Annotated in this window: 22 protein-coding genes and 1 other RNA gene; 3 read left to right on the top strand and 20 right to left on the bottom strand. The window is 28.6% G+C overall.

Going from position 1 to position 23,608, the window contains the following annotated elements; translation table 11 throughout:
- Positions 1–240: 240 nt before the first annotated feature.
- From rnpB to N4A48_RS02000, 9 genes are all read right to left on the bottom strand, one after another.
- An RNA gene (rnpB, locus tag N4A48_RS01960) (RNase P RNA component class A) lies at positions 241–581 on the bottom strand.
- Between the two features lie 56 nt (positions 582–637).
- Entirely contained in the window at positions 638–1,894 is a 1,257-nt protein-coding gene (eam, locus tag N4A48_RS01965) for a glutamate 2,3-aminomutase (RefSeq protein WP_293663995.1), read from the bottom strand.
- A gap of 404 nt (positions 1,895–2,298) precedes the next feature.
- Positions 2,299–4,173 carry a monovalent cation:proton antiporter family protein gene (locus N4A48_RS01970; protein ID WP_293663996.1) on the bottom strand — a complete coding sequence of 625 codons (1,875 nt, stop codon included), beginning with the start codon at positions 4,171–4,173 and terminating at the stop codon, positions 2,299–2,301.
- Positions 4,174–4,662: 489 nt separating this feature from the next.
- Positions 4,663–6,072 carry a carbon starvation CstA family protein gene (locus N4A48_RS01975; protein ID WP_293663997.1) on the bottom strand — a complete coding sequence of 470 codons (1,410 nt, stop codon included), beginning with the start codon at positions 6,070–6,072 and terminating at the stop codon, positions 4,663–4,665.
- Positions 6,073–6,179: 107 nt separating this feature from the next.
- Positions 6,180–6,890, bottom strand: a complete 711-nt coding sequence (locus N4A48_RS01980; protein ID WP_293663998.1) for a LytR/AlgR family response regulator transcription factor — start codon at positions 6,888–6,890, stop codon at positions 6,180–6,182.
- A gap of 1 nt (position 6,891) precedes the next feature.
- Entirely contained in the window at positions 6,892–8,568 is a 1,677-nt protein-coding gene (locus N4A48_RS01985) for a sensor histidine kinase (RefSeq protein ID WP_293663999.1), read from the bottom strand.
- Positions 8,569–8,595: 27 nt separating this feature from the next.
- The gene (locus N4A48_RS01990; protein WP_293664000.1) at positions 8,596–9,252 is read right to left on the bottom strand and encodes an outer membrane protein assembly factor BamB family protein; all 657 of its coding nucleotides are present in this window, start codon (positions 9,250–9,252) and stop codon (positions 8,596–8,598) included.
- Positions 9,253–9,271: 19 nt separating this feature from the next.
- A complete protein-coding gene (locus N4A48_RS01995) occupies positions 9,272–9,745 on the bottom strand; it encodes a hypothetical protein (RefSeq protein ID WP_293664001.1) in 474 nt (157 codons plus the stop codon).
- Between the two features lie 151 nt (positions 9,746–9,896).
- Entirely contained in the window at positions 9,897–10,592 is a 696-nt protein-coding gene (locus N4A48_RS02000) for a DUF1361 domain-containing protein (RefSeq protein WP_293664002.1), read from the bottom strand.
- Between the two features lie 185 nt (positions 10,593–10,777).
- Here N4A48_RS02000 and N4A48_RS02005 point away from each other — a divergent pair, with 185 nt between their 5' ends.
- Entirely contained in the window at positions 10,778–11,266 is a 489-nt protein-coding gene (locus N4A48_RS02005) for a DUF2975 domain-containing protein (RefSeq protein ID WP_293664003.1), read from the top strand.
- Between the two features lie 14 nt (positions 11,267–11,280).
- Positions 11,281–11,505: a helix-turn-helix domain-containing protein gene (locus tag N4A48_RS02010; protein WP_293664004.1), complete on the top strand. Its 225-nt coding sequence runs from the start codon at positions 11,281–11,283 to the stop codon at positions 11,503–11,505.
- Positions 11,506–11,554: 49 nt separating this feature from the next.
- Here N4A48_RS02010 and N4A48_RS02015 read toward each other — a convergent pair whose 3' ends face one another.
- Together N4A48_RS02015 and N4A48_RS02020 are read right to left on the bottom strand one after the other, a co-directional pair.
- On the bottom strand, positions 11,555–12,910 hold the full coding sequence (locus tag N4A48_RS02015) for an NAD(P)/FAD-dependent oxidoreductase (RefSeq protein ID WP_293664005.1): 1,356 nt from the start codon (positions 12,908–12,910) through the stop codon (positions 11,555–11,557).
- 97 nt (positions 12,911–13,007) lie between these two features.
- Positions 13,008–13,970: a hypothetical protein gene (locus N4A48_RS02020; RefSeq protein WP_293664006.1), complete on the bottom strand. Its 963-nt coding sequence runs from the start codon at positions 13,968–13,970 to the stop codon at positions 13,008–13,010.
- A gap of 166 nt (positions 13,971–14,136) precedes the next feature.
- On the opposite strand from N4A48_RS02020, the gene N4A48_RS02025 reads away from it, so the two are divergent.
- The gene (locus N4A48_RS02025; protein WP_293664007.1) at positions 14,137–15,156 is read left to right on the top strand and encodes a threonine aldolase family protein; all 1,020 of its coding nucleotides are present in this window, start codon (positions 14,137–14,139) and stop codon (positions 15,154–15,156) included.
- A gap of 68 nt (positions 15,157–15,224) precedes the next feature.
- On the opposite strand, the gene N4A48_RS02030 is transcribed toward N4A48_RS02025, so the two are convergent.
- The 9 genes from N4A48_RS02030 to oraE form a co-directional block, all read right to left on the bottom strand.
- Positions 15,225–15,644 carry a bleomycin resistance protein gene (locus N4A48_RS02030; RefSeq protein ID WP_293664008.1) on the bottom strand — a complete coding sequence of 140 codons (420 nt, stop codon included), beginning with the start codon at positions 15,642–15,644 and terminating at the stop codon, positions 15,225–15,227.
- Between the two features lie 153 nt (positions 15,645–15,797).
- Entirely contained in the window at positions 15,798–16,163 is a 366-nt protein-coding gene (locus N4A48_RS02035) for a hypothetical protein (protein WP_293664009.1), read from the bottom strand.
- A gap of 154 nt (positions 16,164–16,317) precedes the next feature.
- A complete protein-coding gene (locus N4A48_RS02040) occupies positions 16,318–16,740 on the bottom strand; it encodes a hypothetical protein (RefSeq protein ID WP_293664010.1) in 423 nt (140 codons plus the stop codon).
- 19 nt (positions 16,741–16,759) lie between these two features.
- Positions 16,760–17,380 (bottom strand): hypothetical protein, encoded by a 621-nt coding sequence (locus tag N4A48_RS02045; protein WP_293664011.1) that lies wholly within the window; start codon positions 17,378–17,380, stop codon positions 16,760–16,762.
- A 5-nt stretch (positions 17,381–17,385) separates the two neighbouring features.
- Positions 17,386–17,613, bottom strand: coding sequence for a helix-turn-helix transcriptional regulator (locus tag N4A48_RS02050; protein WP_293664012.1), 228 nt, complete (start codon positions 17,611–17,613; stop codon positions 17,386–17,388).
- 138 nt (positions 17,614–17,751) lie between these two features.
- Positions 17,752–18,255, bottom strand: coding sequence for a peptide deformylase (locus N4A48_RS02055; protein ID WP_293664013.1), 504 nt, complete (start codon positions 18,253–18,255; stop codon positions 17,752–17,754).
- A 136-nt stretch (positions 18,256–18,391) separates the two neighbouring features.
- Positions 18,392–19,474 carry an ornithine racemase Orr gene (gene orr, locus N4A48_RS02060; protein ID WP_293664014.1) on the bottom strand — a complete coding sequence of 361 codons (1,083 nt, stop codon included), beginning with the start codon at positions 19,472–19,474 and terminating at the stop codon, positions 18,392–18,394.
- Between the two features lie 171 nt (positions 19,475–19,645).
- Positions 19,646–21,004 (bottom strand): GlmL-related ornithine degradation protein, encoded by a 1,359-nt coding sequence (locus tag N4A48_RS02065; RefSeq protein ID WP_293664015.1) that lies wholly within the window; start codon positions 21,002–21,004, stop codon positions 19,646–19,648.
- A gap of 361 nt (positions 21,005–21,365) precedes the next feature.
- Positions 21,366–23,579, bottom strand: a complete 2,214-nt coding sequence (gene oraE, locus N4A48_RS02070) for a D-ornithine 4,5-aminomutase subunit OraE (protein WP_293664016.1) — start codon at positions 23,577–23,579, stop codon at positions 21,366–21,368.
- Between the last annotated feature and the right edge of the window lie 29 nt (positions 23,580–23,608).

Here is a 23,608-nt window from a genome sequence, read left to right on the forward strand (position 1 = left end):
CGCTCATTTTAATGTTAGCTGATTTTTTGTTAACATTTTACTATAAAACTTAGATTTAGACGTTTGAATATACGTTAAGAAACTTCATTGTCTGACCGTAGGGAGTTGATGAAGTTTTAGTATATTCAATAAGTATAAGTCTTAGTTTTATTAAAATGTTGACTAATCAGCGGTATTAAAATGAGTGCCATTTTTCGCTTAAGCACTAAAAAAGACCCAACCAAAGCTGAGTCTTTATTTAAAATGAGCAAATCTATAAGCCGAGTTCTGTATTGAATAGTTATCTATCTAGGCTTATTGTTACCAATAAGCTCAAGCGACCTACCTACGGAACGGGAACGAGCAGCCCCCTTTTTAAGTTCCTACTTGGTCTTGCTCCAGGTGGGGTTTACATAGCCAACTAGTCACCTAGTTGCTGGTGAGCTCTTACCTCACCTTTCCATCCTTACCATAATAAATTATGGCGGTTTATTTCTGTTGCACTGTCCTTAAAGTCACCTTCACTGGGTATTACCCAGCACCCTGCTCTACGGAGCTCGGACTTTCCTCGTGTTTACACACGCAACTATCCGACTTACTCATTATTTAATTTTTCGACAAGTCATATAATATCATAATAAAATATTATTGTCAAAAACTATTTTATTACTTCTTTTATATCTACAGAAGGATGATTTTCATACTTAACAATTTCACCTTCCCAAGTTCTTATCATTACAAAATCTTTTCCTCTTGAAATTAAATATTGAGGAAGTATAGGAGTTTTACCTTTTCCTTTTGGAGCATTAACTATATAAGTTGGAACAGCTAATCCAGATGTATATCCTCTTAAATACTCCATGATTTCAATTCCATCATCTATAGAAGTATTAAAATGTGTAGTTCCTTTAACATGCTTTGCATGGAATATATAATATGGTCTTACTCTACACTTTAACAATTCATGATTTAAGCATCTCATAACAAATTTATCGTTATTTATACCATTTAATAATACAGCCTGATTTCCAAGAGGTACTCCTGAATTTGCAAGCTTTTCACATGCAGCTTTACTCTCTTGTGTAATTTCCATAGGATGATTAAAATGTGTATTTATAAATATAGGATGGTACTTTTTAACCATATTACAAAATTCATCTGTGATTCTTTGAGGCATAGTAACTAATGTTCTGCTTCCAAGTCTTATATAATCAACATGAGGAATAGATCTTAAGCTACTTATTATCCACTCTAGATAATCATCATTTAACGTAAGAGGATCTCCTCCTGTTATTAATACATCTCTTATTTCTTCATTTTTTCTTATATAATCTATTGATTCTTGTATAACTTTTTTAGACTTAGCTTCGTCACATTGACCTATATTTCTTCTTCTTTGACAGTGTCTACAATACATAGCACATTCATTAGTTACATTTATTATAAGTCTATCAGGATATCTTCTAGTTATACTTCCAGCAGGATTTGTAAATTCTTCTCCCATAGGATCTAAATCATCTACATTATCTTGAATTTCTATAAATTCAGGTATAGACATAAGTTTTACAGGATCGAATTTATCCTTAGGATCTATTAAGCTTAAATAATATGGAGATACAGCCCATCTAAATTGCTTTCCAACCTCTTGTATTTTATTTATTTCTTCATCTGTTAAATCTAATATTTTAGATAAAGTATCTACATCCCCGATTCTATTAGATAATTGCCATTTATAGTTATTCCAATCTTCCTCAGTTCCTCCAAGAACAGATCGAATTTTATTCTTTCTCTCAATTAGCTTTTCTTCATTTTCTAATCCTTTAGATATACTTTTTTTAGCTTCTAAATAATCCTCTATTCTACCTTTTAACTCTTCAGCTCTTTTTAATGAAATCTCTCTTTTATTATTTTCCATTTAAAACCTCCTTGTATTACTTTGTTTATTTTTAAATATTAAAAATGACAATATTGTAACATTTTTACATAGAAGCAGAAGTTGTTTCTATTCTGATGATTTTTAGTTTAAATAATTTATTTATAAATATATTATTAATATTCCAAATTTAAAGTGCTATATATACGTGTAAATACTGCCACATAGACTATACATCTCAGTTATGTATATTTATTTTGATTAATTGAATTTAGATACTATATCTAGACAAGAATTTCATAAAGATTTGTAAATTCTAATTACGAAATGTTTAGAGTTAAAATCCCTCTATTTATTATATCACTATAAATTTTAAAAGTAAATATATTAATTATTTACAAAACAAAATGTTATAGTTCCTATAGAAGAAAGAAAACAATTATTTATTATAAATAACTGTTTTCTTTAATACTTCCAAGCATATTTTTTGCCTTTTTTACATTATGACTTTCTCCAACAACCATTATAAGGTCTCCTGGCTGAAGTATATTATATCCGTGTGGTATTATTTTTTCAGATCCCCTCATTATAGATAAAATCAAGCAATCCCCTGGCAAAACTACCTTGTTTAATGGTTTTAAGAAATATTCTTGATTCTGAAGATATACTTCTTCTATCATAAAGTCATCTTCCTCAAATAATAAGGAGAATGCCTTTGGATGTATTATAAAATGTTCAGCCATAAAAGCAGTTGCAAATTCTGGCGATACACTCATAGCTCCATATAAAGACTCTCCTTTAGGTGTTGATTGACTATTAGTTAAAAGTATTATATGTTCTATTCCAAATTTCACCTTACATATTTCACATATCTTAGTATTGATATCTTCTATACTCTTTGCAACAACAACAGTATCAGCATCTCTCATTCCTATTTCCTCAAGCCACTTAATATCGGTTGCATCTCCCAAATATACCTTTTCTCCAGTAACACTTATTTTATCAAACTGAGATTTATTATATGTTATAAAGGTTAAATTCATATCAAATTTCTTAAGTCTTCTAGCAAGTAACATACTTTTATCATTAATACCTATTATAAATATATTTTTTTTGTTTTTTATATCTACTTTAGGCATCATTTGATTAAATACAAGGGGAGAGAATGTGCATGTTATTATAGCAACTAAGATAATCGCTCCGTTAGTCTCCTCTTTTATAAGTCCAAGCTTTAACCCAATAGCACTTGCAGCTATAATTAGGCTTAATCTTGATGATAATAAAAATCCAGCTGCCATACTCTTTTTCATAGAAAAATTAAACTTCAACAGTAAAGATGGTATTATTTTCACTGCATAAACAGCTACTAATAAAGCTGGTACAAGGTACATTGCCTTTGAATTATTAATAACTGACTTAATATCAAAATTAACTCCTACCATTATAAAAAATATAGGTACAAAAAATCCATATCCTATAGCATCAAGCTTAACATATAAATCTGATTTATCCTTTTCATCTAGTAGTGCAACTATAAGTCCTGCTAAAAATGTACCTAAAATAATTTCTGTACCAAGGCTTTGAGCTAGAGCTATAAATATAAGTATTAAAGCAAATGCTCCTCTAACCTTTATTTGAGATGTAGTATTAGCTAATTCTTTTACTATCTTGTTATCTACTACAAATTTAAGACCCATTCTATAAAAAACAAAGAATGCAACAAATAACAATAATATTAACAAAACCTCATAAGTTGCCTTTGATGTATAGAACGTTACAAAGAATGTTATTAGAACCATAGTTACAAAGTCAGATATTAAAGCAGTAAGAAGTATTGTTTGACCATATTCTGAATTTATTATATTTTTTTCTTTTAATATAGGTACTACTATACCCAAAGACGTAGTACTAAGTATTAAGCTCATAAGAGCTACATTAGATACAAGTCCAAATATTTTAAACATATAAGCTATACCAAATGATAAAATCAAGGTTATAAAAAATAGAATCATAGATACTAATAACGGTTTTTTATACCATTTAGACTCTGAGCTTTTATTAGTAGGCTTCATTAAATTGAAATCAATCTCAAGACCTGATAAAAACATTAAAAATGCAAATCCAAATGTATATAAGAACTCGAGCTGTGAACTTTCTTGAATTAGGTTAAAGCCACTCTTACCTATAATCATTCCAGATACTATTTCTCCAACCACTATAGGTATTGGTATAAATTTAATTTTTGTTATCAATATAGGTACAAATGTAGCAAGTAAAATTATTATCAACAAAGATATATATGAAATAGATGAATGCTCCATATAAATCCCCCCCTCTCTTAATTAATATTATTTTTTAAAGCAATATCTATACCAATTAAGTTTATTAGAATCTATTTTTTCGTTCTTTTGCCATTTATTCTCATATTTAATACCCTTTATTTATTAATATTAAACATTTATAATAAAAAAATTCGTCTACTCGCTAACTCGGTTACTCATATTGCCAACGATCCTTACAGGCTCCGTTGCTCAAAAATAATCTCAAGTGTAGCTTTTTCAATCAGTTATCTACAAAACAAAAATGCTATAGTTTCCTATTGAAAATTTTTTAATGTAGACTTTTTTGAAATTCGTAACGTAAATTATACTTATCCACAATTTAAATATGAATATAATTTCCTATTCGTTATAAAAAAGGTATGATTGAATTCAATCATACCTTTTTGCATCATATTGATACAATTATCATCTCGATAGCTTTTTCTTTATGTATTAAAACAATACACATGTTTCATTTTAATACATTTATTAAGCAACTATTTTATCTTTATTCTTATTCTTCTTAGCGATAAATAATCCAAATATTATAACCCCCAATATTATTCCTATAGGATTTGCAATACTTGCAGGTTGCTTTAATCCTTCTGGTGCTTGTATTATATATGCTGTTGTTACAAAAGTCATAAATGTAGCTGGTATACTTGCAATCCAGTGATTTTTATCTTCTTTAGCTAAGTAAGCAGCCCCTGCCCATAACATCATCATAGCTAAAGTTTGATTAGCCCAAGAGAAGTATCTCCAGATTTTATTGAAGTCCATAAATGTAAGTGCTATACCTACAGCAAATAACGGTAATGCTATTGAAAATCTCTTAACTAAACTATCTTGCTTATATTTCATTGAATCAGCTATAGTAAGCCTTGCACTTCTAAACGCAGTATCTCCCGATGTTATAGGACATGCAACAACTCCTAATAGTGCCAGTAATCCTCCAAATTTTCCAAGTAAAGAAGTTGATATCTCATTAACTGCAACTGCCGGTCCTCCATTAGCAAGCACAGCTGCAAGTCCTTGAGTTCCTCCGAAGAAAGTCATAGCAGCAGCTGCCCATATTAAAGCTATTATTCCTTCTGCTATCATTGATCCATAGAAGATTCTTCTAGCTTCGCTTTGTTTTCTAACACATCTAGCCATAAGAGGAGATTGTGTAGCATGGAATCCTGAAATAGCACCGCATGCTATAGTTATAAATAAAAATGGGAATATAGAAGTTCCCTTAGGGTGTAAATTTGCAACAGTTATTTCTGGTATATTATATCCTTTTACAACTAACCCTCCAGCTATACCTACAGCCATCGTAAGAAGAGATGCTCCAAATATTGGATATATTTTTCCTATTAATTTATCAACCGGAAGTACAGTTGCTAATATATAATATGCTATTATTGCTATAACCCAAAATCCTTTGTCAAATGAAGTTAGATTAGCTAAAAGTCCAGCTGGTCCTGTAACAAATACTACTCCAACTAATATTAATAGTACTACTGTAAATACTCTCATTATTTGCTTAATAGTTTCCCCTAAGTAGATACCTACTATTTCTGATGCACTAGTACCCTTGTGCTTCATAGATAAATATCCTGATAAGAAATCATGTGTTGCTCCTGCGAATATACATCCAAATACAATCCATAAAAATGCTACTGGTCCCCATAATGCTCCTGCTACTGCTCCAAATATAGGTCCAAGTCCTGCAATATTTAGAAACTGAATAAGAAAGATTCTAGGCCAACTCATAGGTATGTAATCCACACCATCTTCCATTTCAATAGCTGGTGTAGCTTGTGAATCATCAATTCCAAGTATATTTTCTACAAGTTTACCATATACAAAATATCCTAAAATCAAAAGCATGATTGCTGAAAAAAACGTTTTCATGATATCCCCTCCTTGAAATTTAATTAATATTAACTAAATTATAATAAATAATTAGTTAAAATTTTTATAATGAACACGAAATGCAAAAAAAAGCACATAAAGTGCATTTATATGCCCATTATGTGCTTAAACTCCTTTATATTTTTTCTGCTAACTGGAATTTCAACATTCAAACCTCTTAATTTAACATTGTATGTATTGTTAAACCAAGGTATTATCTCTTCTATCTTGTCTATATTCATTATATAGGATCTATGACTTTTAAAAAAATTATAATTAGATATTTTATTGTAAAACTCTGATATACTCATATTAACACTGTATTCTTCATCCTTAGTAAACACTAAAGTATAACGTTCCGAGGATGTACAATAATATATATCTTCAATATTTACTACTATCATTTTTTCTCCCTTAAAAAGAGTTATTCTATCATATATACATTTTTTTTCTTCGCAAGTCTCTAATCTCTCTATCTTTTTTAATGTGGTAAGTATTCTTTCTTCAGAATAAGGCTTTAGTATATAATCAAACGCCTCTAGTTCAAAAGCCTCTATAGCATGTTCTTTATATGCTGTTATAAAAACTATTTTAAAATCTTTATTAAACTTATGTATAACTCTTGCTAAACAAACACCATCTAGCTTTGGCATGTTTATATCAAGAAATATAACATCTATATCATTACTTTCTATGAATTTTAAAGCGTCTAATGAATCATCAAATTCTTGTACTATCTCTATTGAACTAAAGTTATTTATAAAGTATTTAAGCTCCTCTCTTGAAGGAGATTCATCATCTACTATTATACATTTCATTCTATTTCCTCTTTCCTTCACGATATATTATAAAGCTTATCTTTGTTCCTTTATCAAGTTTTTTTATATCAAGTCCTTTTCCATATATAAGTCTTAATCTATTGTGTACATTTGAAAGCCCAATTTTGTTTTCTTTCATATTTCTTTTATATATATTTTTTATTATGTCCTCATCTATTCCAATTCCATTATCTTCTATTGATATTTCTACATCTTCATAATATTTTTGAACCTTTACTCTTACACATCCTCTACCTGTTCCCTTTAGTATTCCATGCTTTATAGAATTTTCAACCAAAGGCTGTATTATAAGACTTGGAACCTTTATTTGTATACTCTCATCAATGTCATACACTACATTTAATTTATCACCAAATCTAGCTTTTTCAATTTCTACATACGCCTTAACTTGATCTAATTCTTTATTTATATCAACACAAGATTCACCTATTTCTAGGTTATATCTAAGATAGGTAGATAAGTTTATTATAAGCTCTCTTGCACGATTTGGATTTATTCTTATAAATGAAACTATAGTATTTAATGCATTAAATAGAAAGTGAGGATTTATCTGAGCTTGAAGAGCCTTTATTTCAGCCTTGTTTGCCATTTCCTTAAGCCTTTCTATTTTAGCTATTTCAAGCTGAGTAGATATCATCTGAGAAAGTCCTATTGCTAAAGTTTCATCCTTAAAACTTACAGAATTTTCTTTATTATAATATATTTTTAATGTACCAACAACAGATTCCCTATCCTTTAATGGCATTATTATAGCAGATTTTAATGGACAATTCTCATTCGAGCAATCTATTTCCCTATGAGATTTAAATATTATTATTTCTCCAGTTTCTATTACCCTTTCAGTTGCACGAGTTAATACCTTCTCACCATCTATATGATGGTCCTCTCCATCTCCCACATGAGCTAATATATACTTTTTATCAGTTATAGATACAGCACTAGCTCCAACACTATCTTTTATAACTGTACATATTTTTTTTAAAGAATCATTGTTTATATTTCTGAAATAAGGGAGAGTTTTGTTAGCTATCTCAAGAGCTAATTTTGCTTGTCTTGCAGCTATCTCTTCTTTTTCCTCAAATATATTTTCTGTAATTATTATTACAATTCCTATACCTATTCCATTGACTAAGGTCATTGGTATATATATTTTCTTAACTATCAAAAGTGCTACTGCAAATGGTCTTGAAAGCAAAAGTATTAATCCCATACTTATACTTTCAATTAGTATTCCACCTAAAATACCATATATCCATCTCTTCTTATCAGTAGCTTTGTTGTATATAATACCTGATAAAAAACCTCCAATAACTGTACTTATAAAACAAGGAAACGCTGTAATGCCTCCGATATCTATTAAATATCTATGCATTCCTGCTATTATACCTGATAATATACCAACAAAAGGACCACAAAGTATTCCTCCTGCCATAACACCAATAATCCTAGTGTTGGCTATAGCTCCCCTAACATCTGTACCTATATAAGTTCCAAGTATACCAAATGTACCAAATATAACAGATAGTATAAAAAGATCTATATGAGTAAACGCATCTTTTTGTATTATCTTTTTAAAGCTTTTTATCTTGGATATCATAAACGCTATTAATACAACATATCCTAGATTGTTTATAAGATTTTTTAATAGATATATCAAATTATCATCTCCATAAATCCTTATTATTTAATATCCCTTTTCTTCCCCTATAAATACTCCCCCTTCACTGAATAAAGCCTTTTTAGCCCCTTCAGCACTGTCATATTCAACAACTATTTTATCATCAATTTTTGACACAGATGTTGACCAAAACATATCACCATTATCATATTGCCATATTTGTTTACCAGTTTTACGTTCAATACATGTTAAAAAAGGTCCATAATAACCAGTTATATATATTCTGTCCTTATCTATATAAGATTTCGAACTTGCCCCTATTCCTTTACTAATCCATATTTCTTTCCCAGTTTTTAAATCTATTGAATATAAATCACCATAAACTTCTATATATACAAACTCATTTTTTATTATAGGTTTTGAAGCTAACTCTAATTCTGTAATATATAAATTTTTCCATTTTTTGTCCCAAATAATATTTTCATCCCTATCATATGCTTCAAGAATAAAATCAGCTTTTGCTTCTTTATTGTCTACTACTTCATGTTGTTTAAAATAAGATATATTATTATCTTCTTCATCTTTTTTAGTTTCTTCATTATTTACAATTTTTTCTTTTTTTTCTATTTTTAATTCTTCTTTTATAGCTTTATTTTTCTCAGTTGAGCATCCTGTCATAAATATAATTATAGTTAATAGAATCAGCGATATTATTTTTTTCATAATTACCTCCTATAACTTATCAACATTTTATAACTAAAAGAGATATTATCATTATTATATTTTCTATATTTTTTATTTTTTTACTTTTTTTATTATGTTTATACATAATAAATTTTTCATGATAATCATCTAATTTATTATATCTAATAAATTTTCTCATCGCAAAAGAAATACCTATAGTAGATATTATAATTATCCAAGAAATATATATATTCAAACCAATATAATAGTCAGTTTTTATAAATAAAACTATAGATATTAAAGCTAGCAAAGCAAATATCCACCAACTCATAAAATAACTAATTATTTTATTTCCTCTGTAATGTCCTACAAATAAGGTTATTACAGCAACTGTAAATATTATATCCTTATAATCAAATCCACGTTTATTTAATTTAAATATCACAAGTAAAATAATAGAAATCAATTCTGCCCCTAGTATATATTTAGCTATTTTTTTACCCTTTTCAATTTCATCTACACTCAAATACAAATCGCTCTCCCCTAGTCTATATTATATTTTCAAACTTAGATTATAAAAAAATTCGTCTACTCGCTAACGCGGTGATTCATGTCGCCAACGTTCCCTACGGTCTCCGTTGCTCAAAAATAGTATAATTTCCTATTCGTTATAAAACAATCTTTTATTTAGGATTGTTCTTAAAAATTATCAAGTTATATACAAGTATATAAGTGAACAGTAAAACCATACCAAACATCAAAGTAAAATAGATAGCTTCAAGCTTAAAGCTATTTATAATGTATCCAAATAACTTCATAGGATTTGATATTATATCCCAGCTATTAAATCTAACAAATCTACCTAAATATATTCCATATCCACTAAGAAAAGATACAATAATTACGAATATCCAAGATATCAAATTATTAAACTTATCTTTGACTATTATTTGGTTTAAATATAAAGAAGCTACTCCAAGTAAGTATCCTATTAAAGCACAAAAAGCTATAAGTATAAAATCATACCATATCCTAAAGTTTCGTTGAAACTCTAAAGTATCTTCTATCTTAAATGGATAATTAGATACACTTATATGTATAAAATCCGTTATTATATATGGAGCATTAGGATAAAACAATAACCATATCCCCATACATATAAATATTAATATACTATTTATAATTCCCTTACCTTTGTAATACCTATTGTGTACTATCAAAGAAAACACAAATGGTATCCACGCCAAAAACATATTCCAAACATATATATAATATCTATATGTATTTAATTTGTAAGAACCATTTGTAGCCATAACTACAGCCATCATTGTAACTAAGAAAAACACACTAAAAATCGAAATTAATTTTTTATTTATCACTTTTTTCCTCCTATATTATAAATCCTTTTATAATTTGGATAAATTTTCATCACAGGTTTATATTACCATATATTGACTTACAATGCAAAACACCAAATATATATCTATCTACTTTTATTTTTTATTGACAAACGATAAATAATTGTATATCATTATTATAAAATAAAAGAATCGAGGTTGATAAAATGAAAAATAATCTTAATCCAAAAATTTTAAATATGGTTGTAACTTTAGGAATTGCTATTACATGCATTCTTCTTCTAGGAACCCCACTTATTACTACAGCATTCTTTAAAAGTCAATTTTTTCTATTAGATCATAGCTTAGTAATGATTGTTACAACTTGTATTTATTTATGTGCTATACCTTATGTTATATCTTTATTTAAACTAAAAAAACTCTCTAATTTAGTTGTAAAAAACAATCCATTTTCTATTGAAAGTGTTAAATCATTAAAAGTTATTTCTATATGTTCTTTTAGTGAAATTATTATTTTTATTTTATGCTTAAAATATTTGAAACACTCAGTTGAATTTTTCAAGTATACTGTTCTAGGAAGCCCAATTATTGTAGTGGCTTTCATTTGTATAACAATAGGATTTTTTTGCCTAGTATTATCAGAATTATTTAATATAGCTATAAAAATTAAGGAAGAAAACGATAAAACAATTTAGAAAGGAATGTTGATATGCCAATTATAGTAAATGTAGATGTAATGATGGCCAAAAGAAAGATTAATTCTACTCAACTTTCAGAAAAGCTGGGAATAACTATGGCTAATCTATCTATTCTAAAAAACAACAAAGCAAAAGCTGTTCGTTTTTCCACACTAGAATCTCTATGTAAAATTTTAAATTGTCAGCCTGGTGATATTTTAGAATATGTAGATGAAGATGATGAAAGATTAAAATAAGTAAATGCTCCTTAAAATTTTAAGGAGCATTTCTAATGCACAAATATAATTATAAAATCTTTAAAAGATGTCTACCAACATACACTCCACTAGTAGCCGCCTGCGATAAAGAGTATGTGGTTCCAGAACAATCTCCTATAAGATATATACCTTTCTCTTTAGTCTCAAAATATTCATTAGTATTAATCTCACCTTCATAAAACTTTGCATCAATTCCATACAATAAAGTATCCTTATCAATCTCTTCTTTTATTAGTTTTTCCATTGATTCAAAAATCTTCAATACAGCATCTGTGTAAATTTTAGGAACTTTATCATTTAGATTTACAGCCTGTGCGTAAAGAGTGGGCTGAATACTATTTTTATTAAGTTGTTCTTTTGTAGTTGCTCTATCTTTTATTAAATCTTCTAGTCTTTGAACAACTACACGATGCTTCTCTTGATTTATAGATTTTATTATACTTGTAGCATATTCTTTTGCATCTTTAGTAGAGGAAAAATATTTAGGTACAAAAACAGAGAAATTTAAATTACAGCTTGGATTATCTGTTTCAAGATAATTTTGTCCATCTGCCATCACAAATCCTTCCTGATATTTTCTGATAACTTTTCCTTTTAAATTCATACAATAAGTTGTTGCTTCAAGTTTATCATCTTTATACCTAACCTTAGTTTCTAAAGAATCTTTTAAGATAGTGTCTAGTTGATTATCCTTCATCTCAACTCTTATTCCTAAATCTACTCTACATCTATATTCTTCAATATCAAATGATTTGCAATATTCTAAAAATTGATTTCCTCCACTTATCCCTGTAGCTAATACAACTACTTTTGATTGAGAACTCTTTTCTTTACTATTTAATTCAAATCTATCATTAACTTTATTTATTGAGTCTATTTGGGTATTAAACTCAATATCAATCTTATTTTTAAGATATAAATACATTTTATTTAAAATTTCATGTGATAAGTTAGTTCCTAAATGCCTTACCTTTGTAGTTAATATTTCACAATTATTTTCATTTGCTATTTTGCTAAGATATTCATTTTCTGTACTATATATCTTAACTTTATCAGCTCCAAACGAACATAATATTTTATCAACAGACTCCATTAAATTTATGGCTTTATCATTTCCAATTTTTTCACCTAAGTAACCACCAAAATCATTAGTATAATTGAACTTTCCTTCAGACCTTCCCATACCTCCAAACCCTTGAATCTTATTGCATATTTTACAATTAACACATTTTTCATTTGATCCTTGTTCAATTGGACATATTCTATCTATAAAGTTTTTTCCCTTTTCTATCATCAATATTTTTAATTCTTTTTCTGTTTGTAGTAGAGTATATGCAAGAAAAATGCCACTAACTCCTGCACCTACTATTGTTATATCATACATATATCTTTCCTTTCATGAAAATTTAAATTATAGTTTTATTTTAACAAAAAAGCACCTACTTCTAGCTGATCTGCACTTGTAGGTACTTTTTTCATATTTAATAATAATACTCTTCAATTTTTTGAGCTACTTCATCTGATAATTTGAACCTCAGCTCATTTATTTTTTGAGTAGCCTCTTGATTAGTTGCCTTTACCACATATTTGTATTCAGATAATAAAGTATCCATTTCTTCTGATACATATTTTAAAATCTTAAAATCACTCGATTTAAGTTCTTCATATGTTTTCTTAACAACCTCATCTACTTTTCCAGTTTCATAGTCTACAGTATTGCTAAAATAATCAATTCTTAATAAAGCTTCTACGTACATTTTCATCATACTTTCTAAGGTTTCTTTATTCTCAAAATCTTTGTTATCTCTAATAAATTTTTCAAGTGCAACTGCTCTATCTTTTATCTCTTTAAAATCAATACCGATAGACTCTTCAATAAATGTAGGGTTCTCTAACTCTTTCTTTTTCAACTTATAATATGATTTTAAGTTTTCAGAAAGATAAGAGCTAAAAGTATCATAAATCATTGAATCGTCCATAGTTAAGTAATAATCGCCTTCTAACATTTCAAATGTATGTCCGGAAGCTACAGCATCCATTGCTTCTTTCTTTATATTTTTATCTTTAATCAACTCTAAGTTTAGTTTGTGATTTTCATCTATTGCTTTATTAATTGCTACAAAATATTCTGTTGAACTAAATTTTTCAGACAACATATAGAAATTCTTTCTTAATAATCCTTCATATTTCATAACCATTTTATCTGCAGTTTTTTGATCTACCTTTTCTATATTATCTAAGATAAATTTTTTTGCCTCTATTGCATTGTTTGATTCTAATACTTTTGTCAATTCATCAAATATTTTTCCATTAGCTACTTTTTTATCTTCTTCAACATTATTTTCTACTTGTTTATTTTCTTTTTGTTCTTCTGTATTAGCACAACCTGTTAAAACAGTGCCTAAGCAAAGTATTAATAATGCTTTTATTAATATTTTTTTCATTTCAAACTTCTCCTTCCCTATTTCTTATTATGTATAATCATATAATATCAAATAATTTTGTAGTTTACCATTTAATCTAAAACTAGTTGAAAATTTTTCTATTTTTATCTATACTATAATCAATTAAAATTTAATAAGTTTAAATACTAAAAAGGAGGAAATTACTATGTATAGCTTCAAAAATGACTATAGCGAAGGTGCTCATCCAAGAATTTTAAATGCTTTAATAGCATCAAACATGGATCAAGAAGAAGGATATGGATATGATAGACATACTCAAAATGCAGTTTCCAAAATAAAAAATATAATGCAAAATCAAAATATAGATGTTCACTTTATATCAGGAGGAACTCAAACAAATCTTATAGCAATTGGAGCTTTTTTAAAACCTTACGAAGCTTGTATATCTGTAAACACAGGCCATATTGCTGTTAATGAAACCGGAGCAATCGAATATACAGGACACAAAGTAATTACAATAGATTCAAACGATGGAAAAATAATTCCTGAGAAAATAAAGGAAGTATTAAATTCTCATTCAAATGAACATGTTGTAAAGCCAAAACTTGTATATATTTCTAACACAACAGAACTAGGCACAATATATACAAAAAAAGAACTTAAAAATCTTAGTGAGTTTTGTAAATCTAATAACCTTATATTATATGCAGATGGTGCAAGATTAGGTTCTGCTATTTGTGTTAAAGAAGCTGATTTAACATTATCTGATATGTGTAATTTTACAGATGCATTTTTTATTGGCGGAACTAAAAATGGAGCTCTTCTTGGTGAGGCTTTAGTAATAAAAAACGAGAACCTAAAAGAGGATTTTAAATATCATATAAAACAAAAAGGTGCATTACTTGCTAAGGGAAGACTTCTAGGAATTCAATTTGAAGAATTATTTACTGATAATCTTTATTTTGAACTTGCTAATCATGCTAATGAAATGGCTAATCTTTTGAGTAAAGGTTTAAAAGAAGCTAATTGCAAGTTTTTAATAGACTCTCCAACTAATCAAATTTTTCCTATATTAGAAAATAAAATAATAAAAAGATTAGAAAAAAAGTTTAATTTTTATACTTGGAAAAAAATAGACGATAACTATTCTGCTATTAGGTTAGTTACCTCTTGGGCTACAAAAAAGGAAGCTGTACTTGAATTTATAAATGAATTAAAAAAATAGCAATTCACCTTAATTTAGGAGAAAAATGAGCATAGCTCAATAAGTTTAGCATTTAATGATTAAATCTTTCAATAAATATAATCTTTTTCTCCTAAATCCTGTGCAAATCTTAACAAATAGCCATCAGGATCCATAACTAGAAACTCCTTTTGTCCTACTAATTTATCATCTGCTCTATACCAGTTCTCTTCCATCTCTATTTTTATTGGATATTCATTTTCTTTTATATTTTCATATAACTTATCAATATCATCAACTTCTATTTGAAAGTTGATTCCCCTTCCAAAAGGATATGATAATTCTCCTGTTTCCCAATATCCATTTATCTGTTCAATCATGATTTGAGACCCATTTAATGATATCATAGCAAACTTGTCTTCTTTTCTCTCATACTCTAGCTTGAACAAAAGAATATTTAAATAAAAATTTAAGCTTTTGTCTATATCCAAAACGGATAACTCTGGTATTAGCTTATTGAATTTAAACATATTTATTTCCTCTCATTTCTATTTATTTAATATTATCCTTTTTATATACATAATCTAAGAATTTATCATTAGCAGTTCTTTTTAGAAATAAATAAGGTGTAAGGTTAATTTGAAACACGCCAAAAAGACTACCTTGATTGGTAGTCTCAAAACCTATAATATCTTTCTATTTAATTTAAATATATTTTGTTCATTTTTATATTCTTTTTGTTTTATAAATTCAATATCAATACTTAAATCTTCAACAGCATCCTTAATCACATCTGTTTTAGAATTTATATTATCTATGATTTCTTTGTGTTGACGTTCATTTATTTCTTTATTCATACTAATTCCTTCTAATGCAAGTTTAGTGTTGCTATTTATTTCTTCATTAAATAATTCTACTTTAGTCAATCTTTTGTCTATACTTTTAACTTCAGATTTCATATCTTTTATATCATTTTCAATGTTATCAAATCTCTTGTTAATATTATCATTCATTTGAATTAAGAAATCCATCATTTTGTTATCTTCCACGATATCAACTCCTTTATTCTTATTTATAATTATATTTTACCATTATATCTAATATAAATACAATAACTAGAAATCAGAAAATTTTACCTATTACTTGATACATTCCACCTATAATTCCAAACAAAACCCCAAGTGACCATACAGGCATTTCTCTTTATTTAATATTATCCTTTTTATATACATAATCTAAGCTATACTTTTCTTTTTTCTTTAAAAACACTACATCCCAAAAAGAAATACCAAAAGCTATGCCAAAAGCACTTGAAATTGCACTTAACAAACCGCTATTTGATATTTTAAAATAATTTGAGATACAATTTATAAAGCTAAATAATATGAAAAATTTAGCAAATCTAAATACTCTTTTCTTTAAATCTCGCTTACTTAGTTTTCTTGTATTAACAATAGTCATAATTGCCATATACATAATATACAGTACAGTACAAATTATATATATACCAATGAATTTAATATTAATCCACTTATCTATACCTGTATATATAGAAAAAAATAATATTACAGTCTGTATAAAAAATATTATAGTAAGTAACTTTCCTAAGTGTATATTCTTTTTCATTTTTGATATCACCCTTTTCCTATATAATATTCATCTTTTTAAAAGTGATATAAATAATAGCCAGTAGCATAATAACTATATATACTAGATACATCATTTTAAATTTTTTATCTATTTCTTTTTTCTCTTTTTTATACTCCTCTAAATTAAGTTTTTTCCTCTTTGGAAGTAATGGTATTATCAATGTAAACAATATTGCATTAATAAATAAAATTAATTCATCATATCTAATAAATCCTTGTGCATTTTCGAAAAATTTAAATTCAAATAACATACTTATAGTTGCTAAAGTACTTATAGTAATTGAGCTATATATTAATATATTTATAAGTTTTTCATTTTTAATTTTAAAACTAAAATTAAAACCATTCAAATTCATATAATATAATAACAAAGTAACTGCACAAATTCCTTCTATTATATAATATACTACATTAATATCAATATTCTTGCATCCTAACGAAATTGAATATAATGTGCATATTAATAATGATATTATAATAATTACAGAGGATAATTTTAATGCATTATTAAATGCAAATTCCTCTAATTCATCCTTATTCATCAAAGCTAATAATAGAAATAATGAACTCGCAATAGTTGCTAATAGCGAATGTATTCCTAGTAATTGTTCTCCCATATCAATTATTCCTCCATCTCTTCCAGAATTTCAAAAACTTCGTCAACAGTCTTATTAAAATATTTAGCTATAGCAAAAGCAAGTTTAAGAGAAGGATTAAAAGTCCCTCTTTCAATCTCTAAAATAGTACCTCTATTTATTCCCAACTCTATAGCTAAATCTTCTTGAGTTAATTTTTTTTCAGTTCTAAGAACTTTTATTTTTGTATTAAATAATTTTTTACGTTTTGCCATAAAACTCCACCTCTTATGTATAAGATACTATTTTTGTTGTATATAGTCAACATTTCATTGTATAAAAAATAGCCAACCTATTTAAGATTGACTATCTCCCCTTTTTGAATTTATATTTTAATCTAATACTTAAATCATCTAAAAACATCCTGCCTTATCTTTATTTATTCTGAATGACTTACTGTCTATTGCCTTTTGAACAGCTAATATACCATCAAGATGATCATATTCATGTTGTATTAATTCTGACAAATCTCCTTTATGTTCTAAAATACAATCATTCCAATCTAAGTCTTTATAGTAAACTTTACATTTTTTGTACCTAAATAGTTTTACCTCTAGTCCTGGATAACTCATGCAATCATCCCACATTTCAAACTTTTCATCATCAACAAACTCAAGTCTCGGATTTATTAAAGCTATTGAGTTTCCATCAAAATTCATATATATTATTCTGAAAAGTTCATTAATTTGAGGTGCAGCTATTGCTCTTCCAAATCCATACTTTTTCCTAAAATCCATCATCGTATCATGCAAATTTTCAACTATTCCTTTAGCTTTATCAATTTCATCTCTTGAAACCTCTTTACACATCTCATATAAATTTTCATTTCCCAATAACAGTATTTCTTTTACTGCCATACATTCACCCACCTTTTACTTATATAATAACTCTATTTTCTATTCCAATGTATAATACAAACCGAAAATGATGCTTATTAAAACGTTAGCTAAGTAGCGATATTTTAATAAGCATCATTTGTCTCTTAAGCAATATTTATACCTTCTCTTCTACTCTCTTTTTAAATACCTTATTCACATAATTACTTGTAGTAGCTGCCATTAGTGCTCCGTATTCAAGATTAAATTCTATAGTATCTCCTACCTTATACTCTTTTTCACTATCTGTAACATCAACTATTAAATGATCTGAGCTTGCTCCTAGTATTTCTTGCTTTGAATCAACCGTACTCATTCCATCTACATTAGTATCCTGCTTTCCTATTCCCAGTATTGCTCTTTTTCTGATTCCCTTATCTTCATAATATGGTTTATTCCCAAATGCGTCTACTCCTATCTCTCCAATTGGAATAGATGGTTTTTCTTTAAGCTCCACAATTTCACATACTAGCTTAAATGCATCTTGGTAAGCTCCTTTTATATCTTGAGAATATGCTGTCTCCCTACCTAGAGCTATAGCTTCCCCAAGTCTTAAATTAGTAACTCTTTTAGGCATATCATTTTTATCTAATAAGTGTAATGAACTTGAATTCCCTCCTGATATGAAAGACAACCTGATATCAAATTTTTCTTCTATTTTTTCTCCTAGTTCGCATAATTTTCCTAAGTTTTCCTTTGAAGGTATTACAGCACCATAACAAGTTAAATTAGTTCCCACTCCAATAAACTCTATATTTTTAAGCTTTAAAATTTCGTCTACAACCTCAAATAATTCCTCTTCTTTAAAATACCCCTCTCTTAAATCCCCAAGATCTACCATCAAAGCTATTTTGTGCTTTTTGTTTAATCTTTCACAAGTTTCATCTATCTTTTGTATAACTTCAAGTTCAGAGTTAAGACTTATATCAGAATACTTTACTACATCTTCAATTTCTGTAAGCATAGGTATTCTTATAAGTATTTTTTCAAGATTTATATTATCAAGCTTCTTCAAATTTTTTATTCTTGAATCAGCTATATACTTAACTCCACTGTCTTTTAAGTAATCTACAATTTCAGGAAAAGCACAATACACTTTTGTAACTACAGCCGCTTCTATATTATGTTCACTACATTTTTTACTAAGTAAGCTTGCATTATGCTTTAATTTGTAAAGGTCTATCTCTATTCTCGGATACAATACCATCCCTCCTATATACCTAAGGCATATTCAAAAAATAAACTAGTCATCTTACTCGTCCTTTTGATTCTTTTCGTCGTTACTCAATCACTTACATACAGTGAGTATGCTCGTGATTGAGTGCCTAGAAAATAATCAAAATTACTTCGTAACCTGACCTATTTATTTTTTTCATATACCTAAACTCTTTTTCATAAGAAGTAAAGCTGATTTAGGATGTCTCTTTGACAAAACTCCTAATGATGCCATAATATAGTCATTATCAACAAGTATCTCAGCTTCTTCCGATGGAAACAACTTCGTCTTTGTTATATTTGATTTTGCTATTGACTTCATTATGTCAATTCTTAAAGGTAGTCTAGTCAAAGCTCCACCTGTTCCTACTATATACTTAACCTCTGTTAAATCTTTTCCTTCAGCTATAGATGTCCTGCCTCCTGCACCATATAAATCTCTAATTATACCAGCATGTCTATCACATGCTCTTAATGTTGCTTCTTGGGCTAATCTTTCAACAAACTTTATTTGCTCTTTAGTTTTTGGTATAGGAACATGATTATCTATCAATCCCTGTACATCTATTCCCAATTCTTTAGATAATTTATAATTACCTATTAATTCAACTATATTTTTCATATTTATATATACTCCCAAATCACCCTCTACAGTTCTTTTTGCCAAAGGCTCTGGACTTAGAAGTATTCTACTTATCTTGTCACTTCCATCTGTAACAGAATGTAAATCCGTTGTTGCTCCTCCTACATCAAACACTATTAAATCTCCTATTTCTTCGTAAAGCAGTTTTGCACTCTCCATTACAGAACCAGGAGTTGGTATAATAGGTCCATTTACAATTTCTCTAACATGCTCCATTCCAGGTGCATGTGTTATATGATCCTCAAAAGCATCCTGTATTACTTTTCTTGTTGGCTCTACATTTAATAAATCTATCTTAGGATATACATTATCAACTATATATAGTTTTGATTTCATATCTTCAAATATTAGCTTAATCTCTTCTTGATTTTCTATGTTTCCTGCATAAATAATAGGTATATTAAGATTCATATTTGCTATAAGTTCTGCATTATAAATTGCTGTATCTCTTTCTCCAAAATCTACACCGCCAGCTATTAATATAATATTTGGCTTAGATTCTTTTATCTTTTTTAAATCAGTTCTTCTAAGTCTTCCAGATGTAACATTATGTACAATAGCCCCTGCTCCAAGAGCTGCTTCCTTTGCAGCCTTTGCAGTCATATCATAAACTAAACCATGAACAGTCATTTTAAGTCCACCCGCTGCACTAGATGTAGCAAGCATCTCTTCGTATTCAACCTTGTCTTCACCTAAGCTTTTAGCCAGACTATCTATTGCTCCATTTAATCCAATCCTTACATCACCCTCAAGAACAGAAGTAGGTGCTTGACCCTGTCCTATGAATTTAGGATTATCTGTGTTTATACCATTAAATGCATTTACAACAGTAGTCGTACTACCTATTTCGGCTACTAAAACATCTATTTTCACTATTTTTCCCTCCTCTCATCCAATAAATTTACATTAGACTATCTTTTAAACTTTTTTAGGTTTTATTATTTTCTCTAATTATTTATCAAAATATCTTTTAAAGTTGTATAAAGGTAGATTTTCAATATTTAAAATTAAGCTTATTTAAATGTTAGCGATTGTTTTAAATATTTCTTATAAAACTTGTATTACATCGTTTGAATATCCGTTAAAAAAGTTCGTTGTCTGACCAGCGGGAGTTCAGAACTTTTAGGATATTCAATAAGATGTAATACTTAGTTTTATTGAACATATTTAATACATGAGCGTTATTTAAATAAGCTTTATTTCCAACCTAACTTATATAATATTTAAAAATATTTTAAGCCTCACCTAATTTTTCTTTTCTCTTATTCACAAGGAATGTAGCTACATGTATTCCTCTACTAGTTTTTCCAAATCCAGCATCTATTCCTTGCTTAATAGCTATTTCTGGAGTAACTTGTGTTCCTCCACAAGCTATCATAATTTTATCTCTAACTCCTTTTTCTATTGCATATTCATGTAATCTCTTCATATTCTTATAATGAATATCATCATGACTTATTATAGTTGATGCAAGTATTGCATCTGCGTTTAACTCTATTGCAGCATCTACAAGTTTTTCTATTGGACAAGAAGTTCCCAAGTACTCAACTTCAATTCCCCACTTCTCTATTCCACCATGTTTAATATCTATAACTTCACGAAGACCAACTGAATGCTCATCTTCTCCAACAGTTGCAGCAACTACCTTCATAGGTCTTTTTTCTATTTCACTCCAAAGTTCTTCATCACTCATAACTTCAGGCTCTGGTGGTATTTCAAGTTTGCTTATATCAACATCTGCATCTAATTTCCCTTTTAGTTGTACCCTTGTTCCCTCTGATGGGTGCATCATTTCAACATGTATAACCTCAGGGTCAGAAAGATTCATTTTCTTAGCAAATTCAACAGCTGCAAATTCAGCTATTCTACTACTAGTTGGAAGGAATAATTCGACTTGAACTGTTCCATCAGCAAGCCATTCAACTTCAGGTTTAACAAAGTTTGAATTTCTATACTTTTCACTTTCGTCTAGACGGCTAAATACATTATCATTTTCATCAAGCTCATCTATATAAACTATTTTGTCAGGATCTTCAAACGTACATCCTCCAATTAGTGAAGATGGGTTATCTACAGCATTCTCATCATATTGAGCAACATTGTTATATCCAAAGTGTGCAGTTACAGGAGCCATGTAATCTTCATCTCTTTCAAATACATATCCTGCACCTATTCCACCATTTATTTTTCTAGCTATTCCATCTCCATTTCTCTCTGGATACATTCCAGAGTCTACGAAGAATCCTTTTTCTACTGCTTCAAAATATCCTCCAACCTCAAGCATTTCTTCCATGTAAAGAATTGCTCTTTCTTTTAATTCTCTAACTTTATCTCCTAAGTATCCATCTTTTTTAAGTTCAACCATTTCAAGTAATCCATCAAGACCTACTAGAGTTTGCTTAGCTGTATCACAGGCTTCTATGTTGTACATATGCCACGGCACATTTCTTCCCTCATCAGGAGTTATAGTAGATTGAATATCTGCTCTAGTAAGCTTAGATATCATCATATTCATAACATGAGTTACAGTAGCCTCTCTTGAAGAAGATGTAACGTACTTAGTATTTTGTTGAGCTCTCATTCTATATTCATCAAATAAATCTCTTAGAGCAACAGCATAAGGTAAATCATACTTAACACACGGAACTGGAGCTGCTGATGGAGGTACAGTTGATAAGCATATATCTTCTTTTTTCATACCTACTTTATGTGAGAATATAGAGTTTATGGCATGCTGTACCATAAGCTCTGGCATAACCTTCCAAGCATCTCTTGCAGTTGCATTTGCATTATGAGCACCATCTATTTGAGCTATATCTGCCCAAACCATAATCTTCTTAGATTCAGCAGCATCGATATAAGACCTTATCATATTTATATTTCTATACAATACGTTGTACTGTGGATCTTGATGTGCTCCGTTAACTCCCTCTTCGGCAAACATTACAGCTATATCAGGACCTGCTACTCCTGATACATAAGAGTGGTAATTTATTGGTCTTCCTACTTCTTCTTCTATTAAATCAACAGCTTTTCTTTGACCTCTAACTTGCTTTCTTGTAACAGGAATTCCTCCTATACCTTGAGGTGATCCTTCTATTAATCCATCATAATGAGATTGACCAGCAGTTCTAATAACCATTAAATGGTCTGCACCATGCCATGCAGCCATTCTCATTCTTCTTATATCATCCTCAAATCTACCAGAAGCAATTTCTGTAGTTATAACTTCCTTAGGTTGAGGATCTAAATTTTCAAAATATCTAACAGCAGCGGGTATTCCTATTGAATTTTTAAGCGCAGGTGAACAATCAGAGTACTTATGTCCTCCCATTTCTATTTCTTTATTTTCTCTCCAAGTCCAACCTCTTCTTTTAGGTCTATAGTTTTCCAAATCCTCTAATATATTTCTTATATCTAATTTTTCATTAACATCTAATTTTTTCATATTTTTCTTTCCCCCTTTAATATCTATAA

This window comes from Tepidibacter sp., assembly GCF_025210165.1.
Lineage (GTDB): Bacteria > Bacillota > Clostridia > Peptostreptococcales > Peptostreptococcaceae > Tepidibacter_A.

What these genes read in the sequence shown, in the direction of transcription:
- N4A48_RS01990 (WP_293664000.1), bottom strand. Translation starts at nt 9,252, where the DNA reads ATGAAAAAAATAATATCGCTGATTCTATTAACTATAATTATATTTATG.
- N4A48_RS01980 (WP_293663998.1), bottom strand. Translation starts at nt 6,890, where the DNA reads ATGAAATGTATAATAGTAGATGATGAATCTCCTTCAAGAGAGGAGCTT.
- N4A48_RS02050 (WP_293664012.1), bottom strand. Translation starts at nt 17,613, where the DNA reads ATGGCAAAACGTAAAAAATTATTTAATACAAAAATAAAAGTTCTTAGA.
- N4A48_RS02010 (WP_293664004.1), top strand. Translation starts at nt 11,281, where the DNA reads ATGCCAATTATAGTAAATGTAGATGTAATGATGGCCAAAAGAAAGATT.
- N4A48_RS01970 (WP_293663996.1), bottom strand. Translation starts at nt 4,173, where the DNA reads ATGGAGCATTCATCTATTTCATATATATCTTTGTTGATAATAATTTTA.
- N4A48_RS02040 (WP_293664010.1), bottom strand. Translation starts at nt 16,740, where the DNA reads ATGAAAAAGAATATACACTTAGGAAAGTTACTTACTATAATATTTTTT.
- N4A48_RS02030 (WP_293664008.1), bottom strand. Translation starts at nt 15,644, where the DNA reads ATGTTTAAATTCAATAAGCTAATACCAGAGTTATCCGTTTTGGATATA.
- N4A48_RS02045 (WP_293664011.1), bottom strand. Translation starts at nt 17,380, where the DNA reads ATGGGAGAACAATTACTAGGAATACATTCGCTATTAGCAACTATTGCG.
- N4A48_RS02005 (WP_293664003.1), top strand. Translation starts at nt 10,778, where the DNA reads ATGAAAAATAATCTTAATCCAAAAATTTTAAATATGGTTGTAACTTTA.
- oraE (WP_293664016.1), bottom strand. Translation starts at nt 23,579, where the DNA reads ATGAAAAAATTAGATGTTAATGAAAAATTAGATATAAGAAATATATTA.
- eam (WP_293663995.1), bottom strand. Translation starts at nt 1,894, where the DNA reads ATGGAAAATAATAAAAGAGAGATTTCATTAAAAAGAGCTGAAGAGTTA.
- N4A48_RS02055 (WP_293664013.1), bottom strand. Translation starts at nt 18,255, where the DNA reads ATGGCAGTAAAAGAAATACTGTTATTGGGAAATGAAAATTTATATGAG.
- N4A48_RS02025 (WP_293664007.1), top strand. Translation starts at nt 14,137, where the DNA reads ATGTATAGCTTCAAAAATGACTATAGCGAAGGTGCTCATCCAAGAATT.
- N4A48_RS02020 (WP_293664006.1), bottom strand. Translation starts at nt 13,970, where the DNA reads ATGAAAAAAATATTAATAAAAGCATTATTAATACTTTGCTTAGGCACT.
- N4A48_RS01975 (WP_293663997.1), bottom strand. Translation starts at nt 6,072, where the DNA reads ATGAAAACGTTTTTTTCAGCAATCATGCTTTTGATTTTAGGATATTTT.
- N4A48_RS02015 (WP_293664005.1), bottom strand. Translation starts at nt 12,910, where the DNA reads ATGTATGATATAACAATAGTAGGTGCAGGAGTTAGTGGCATTTTTCTT.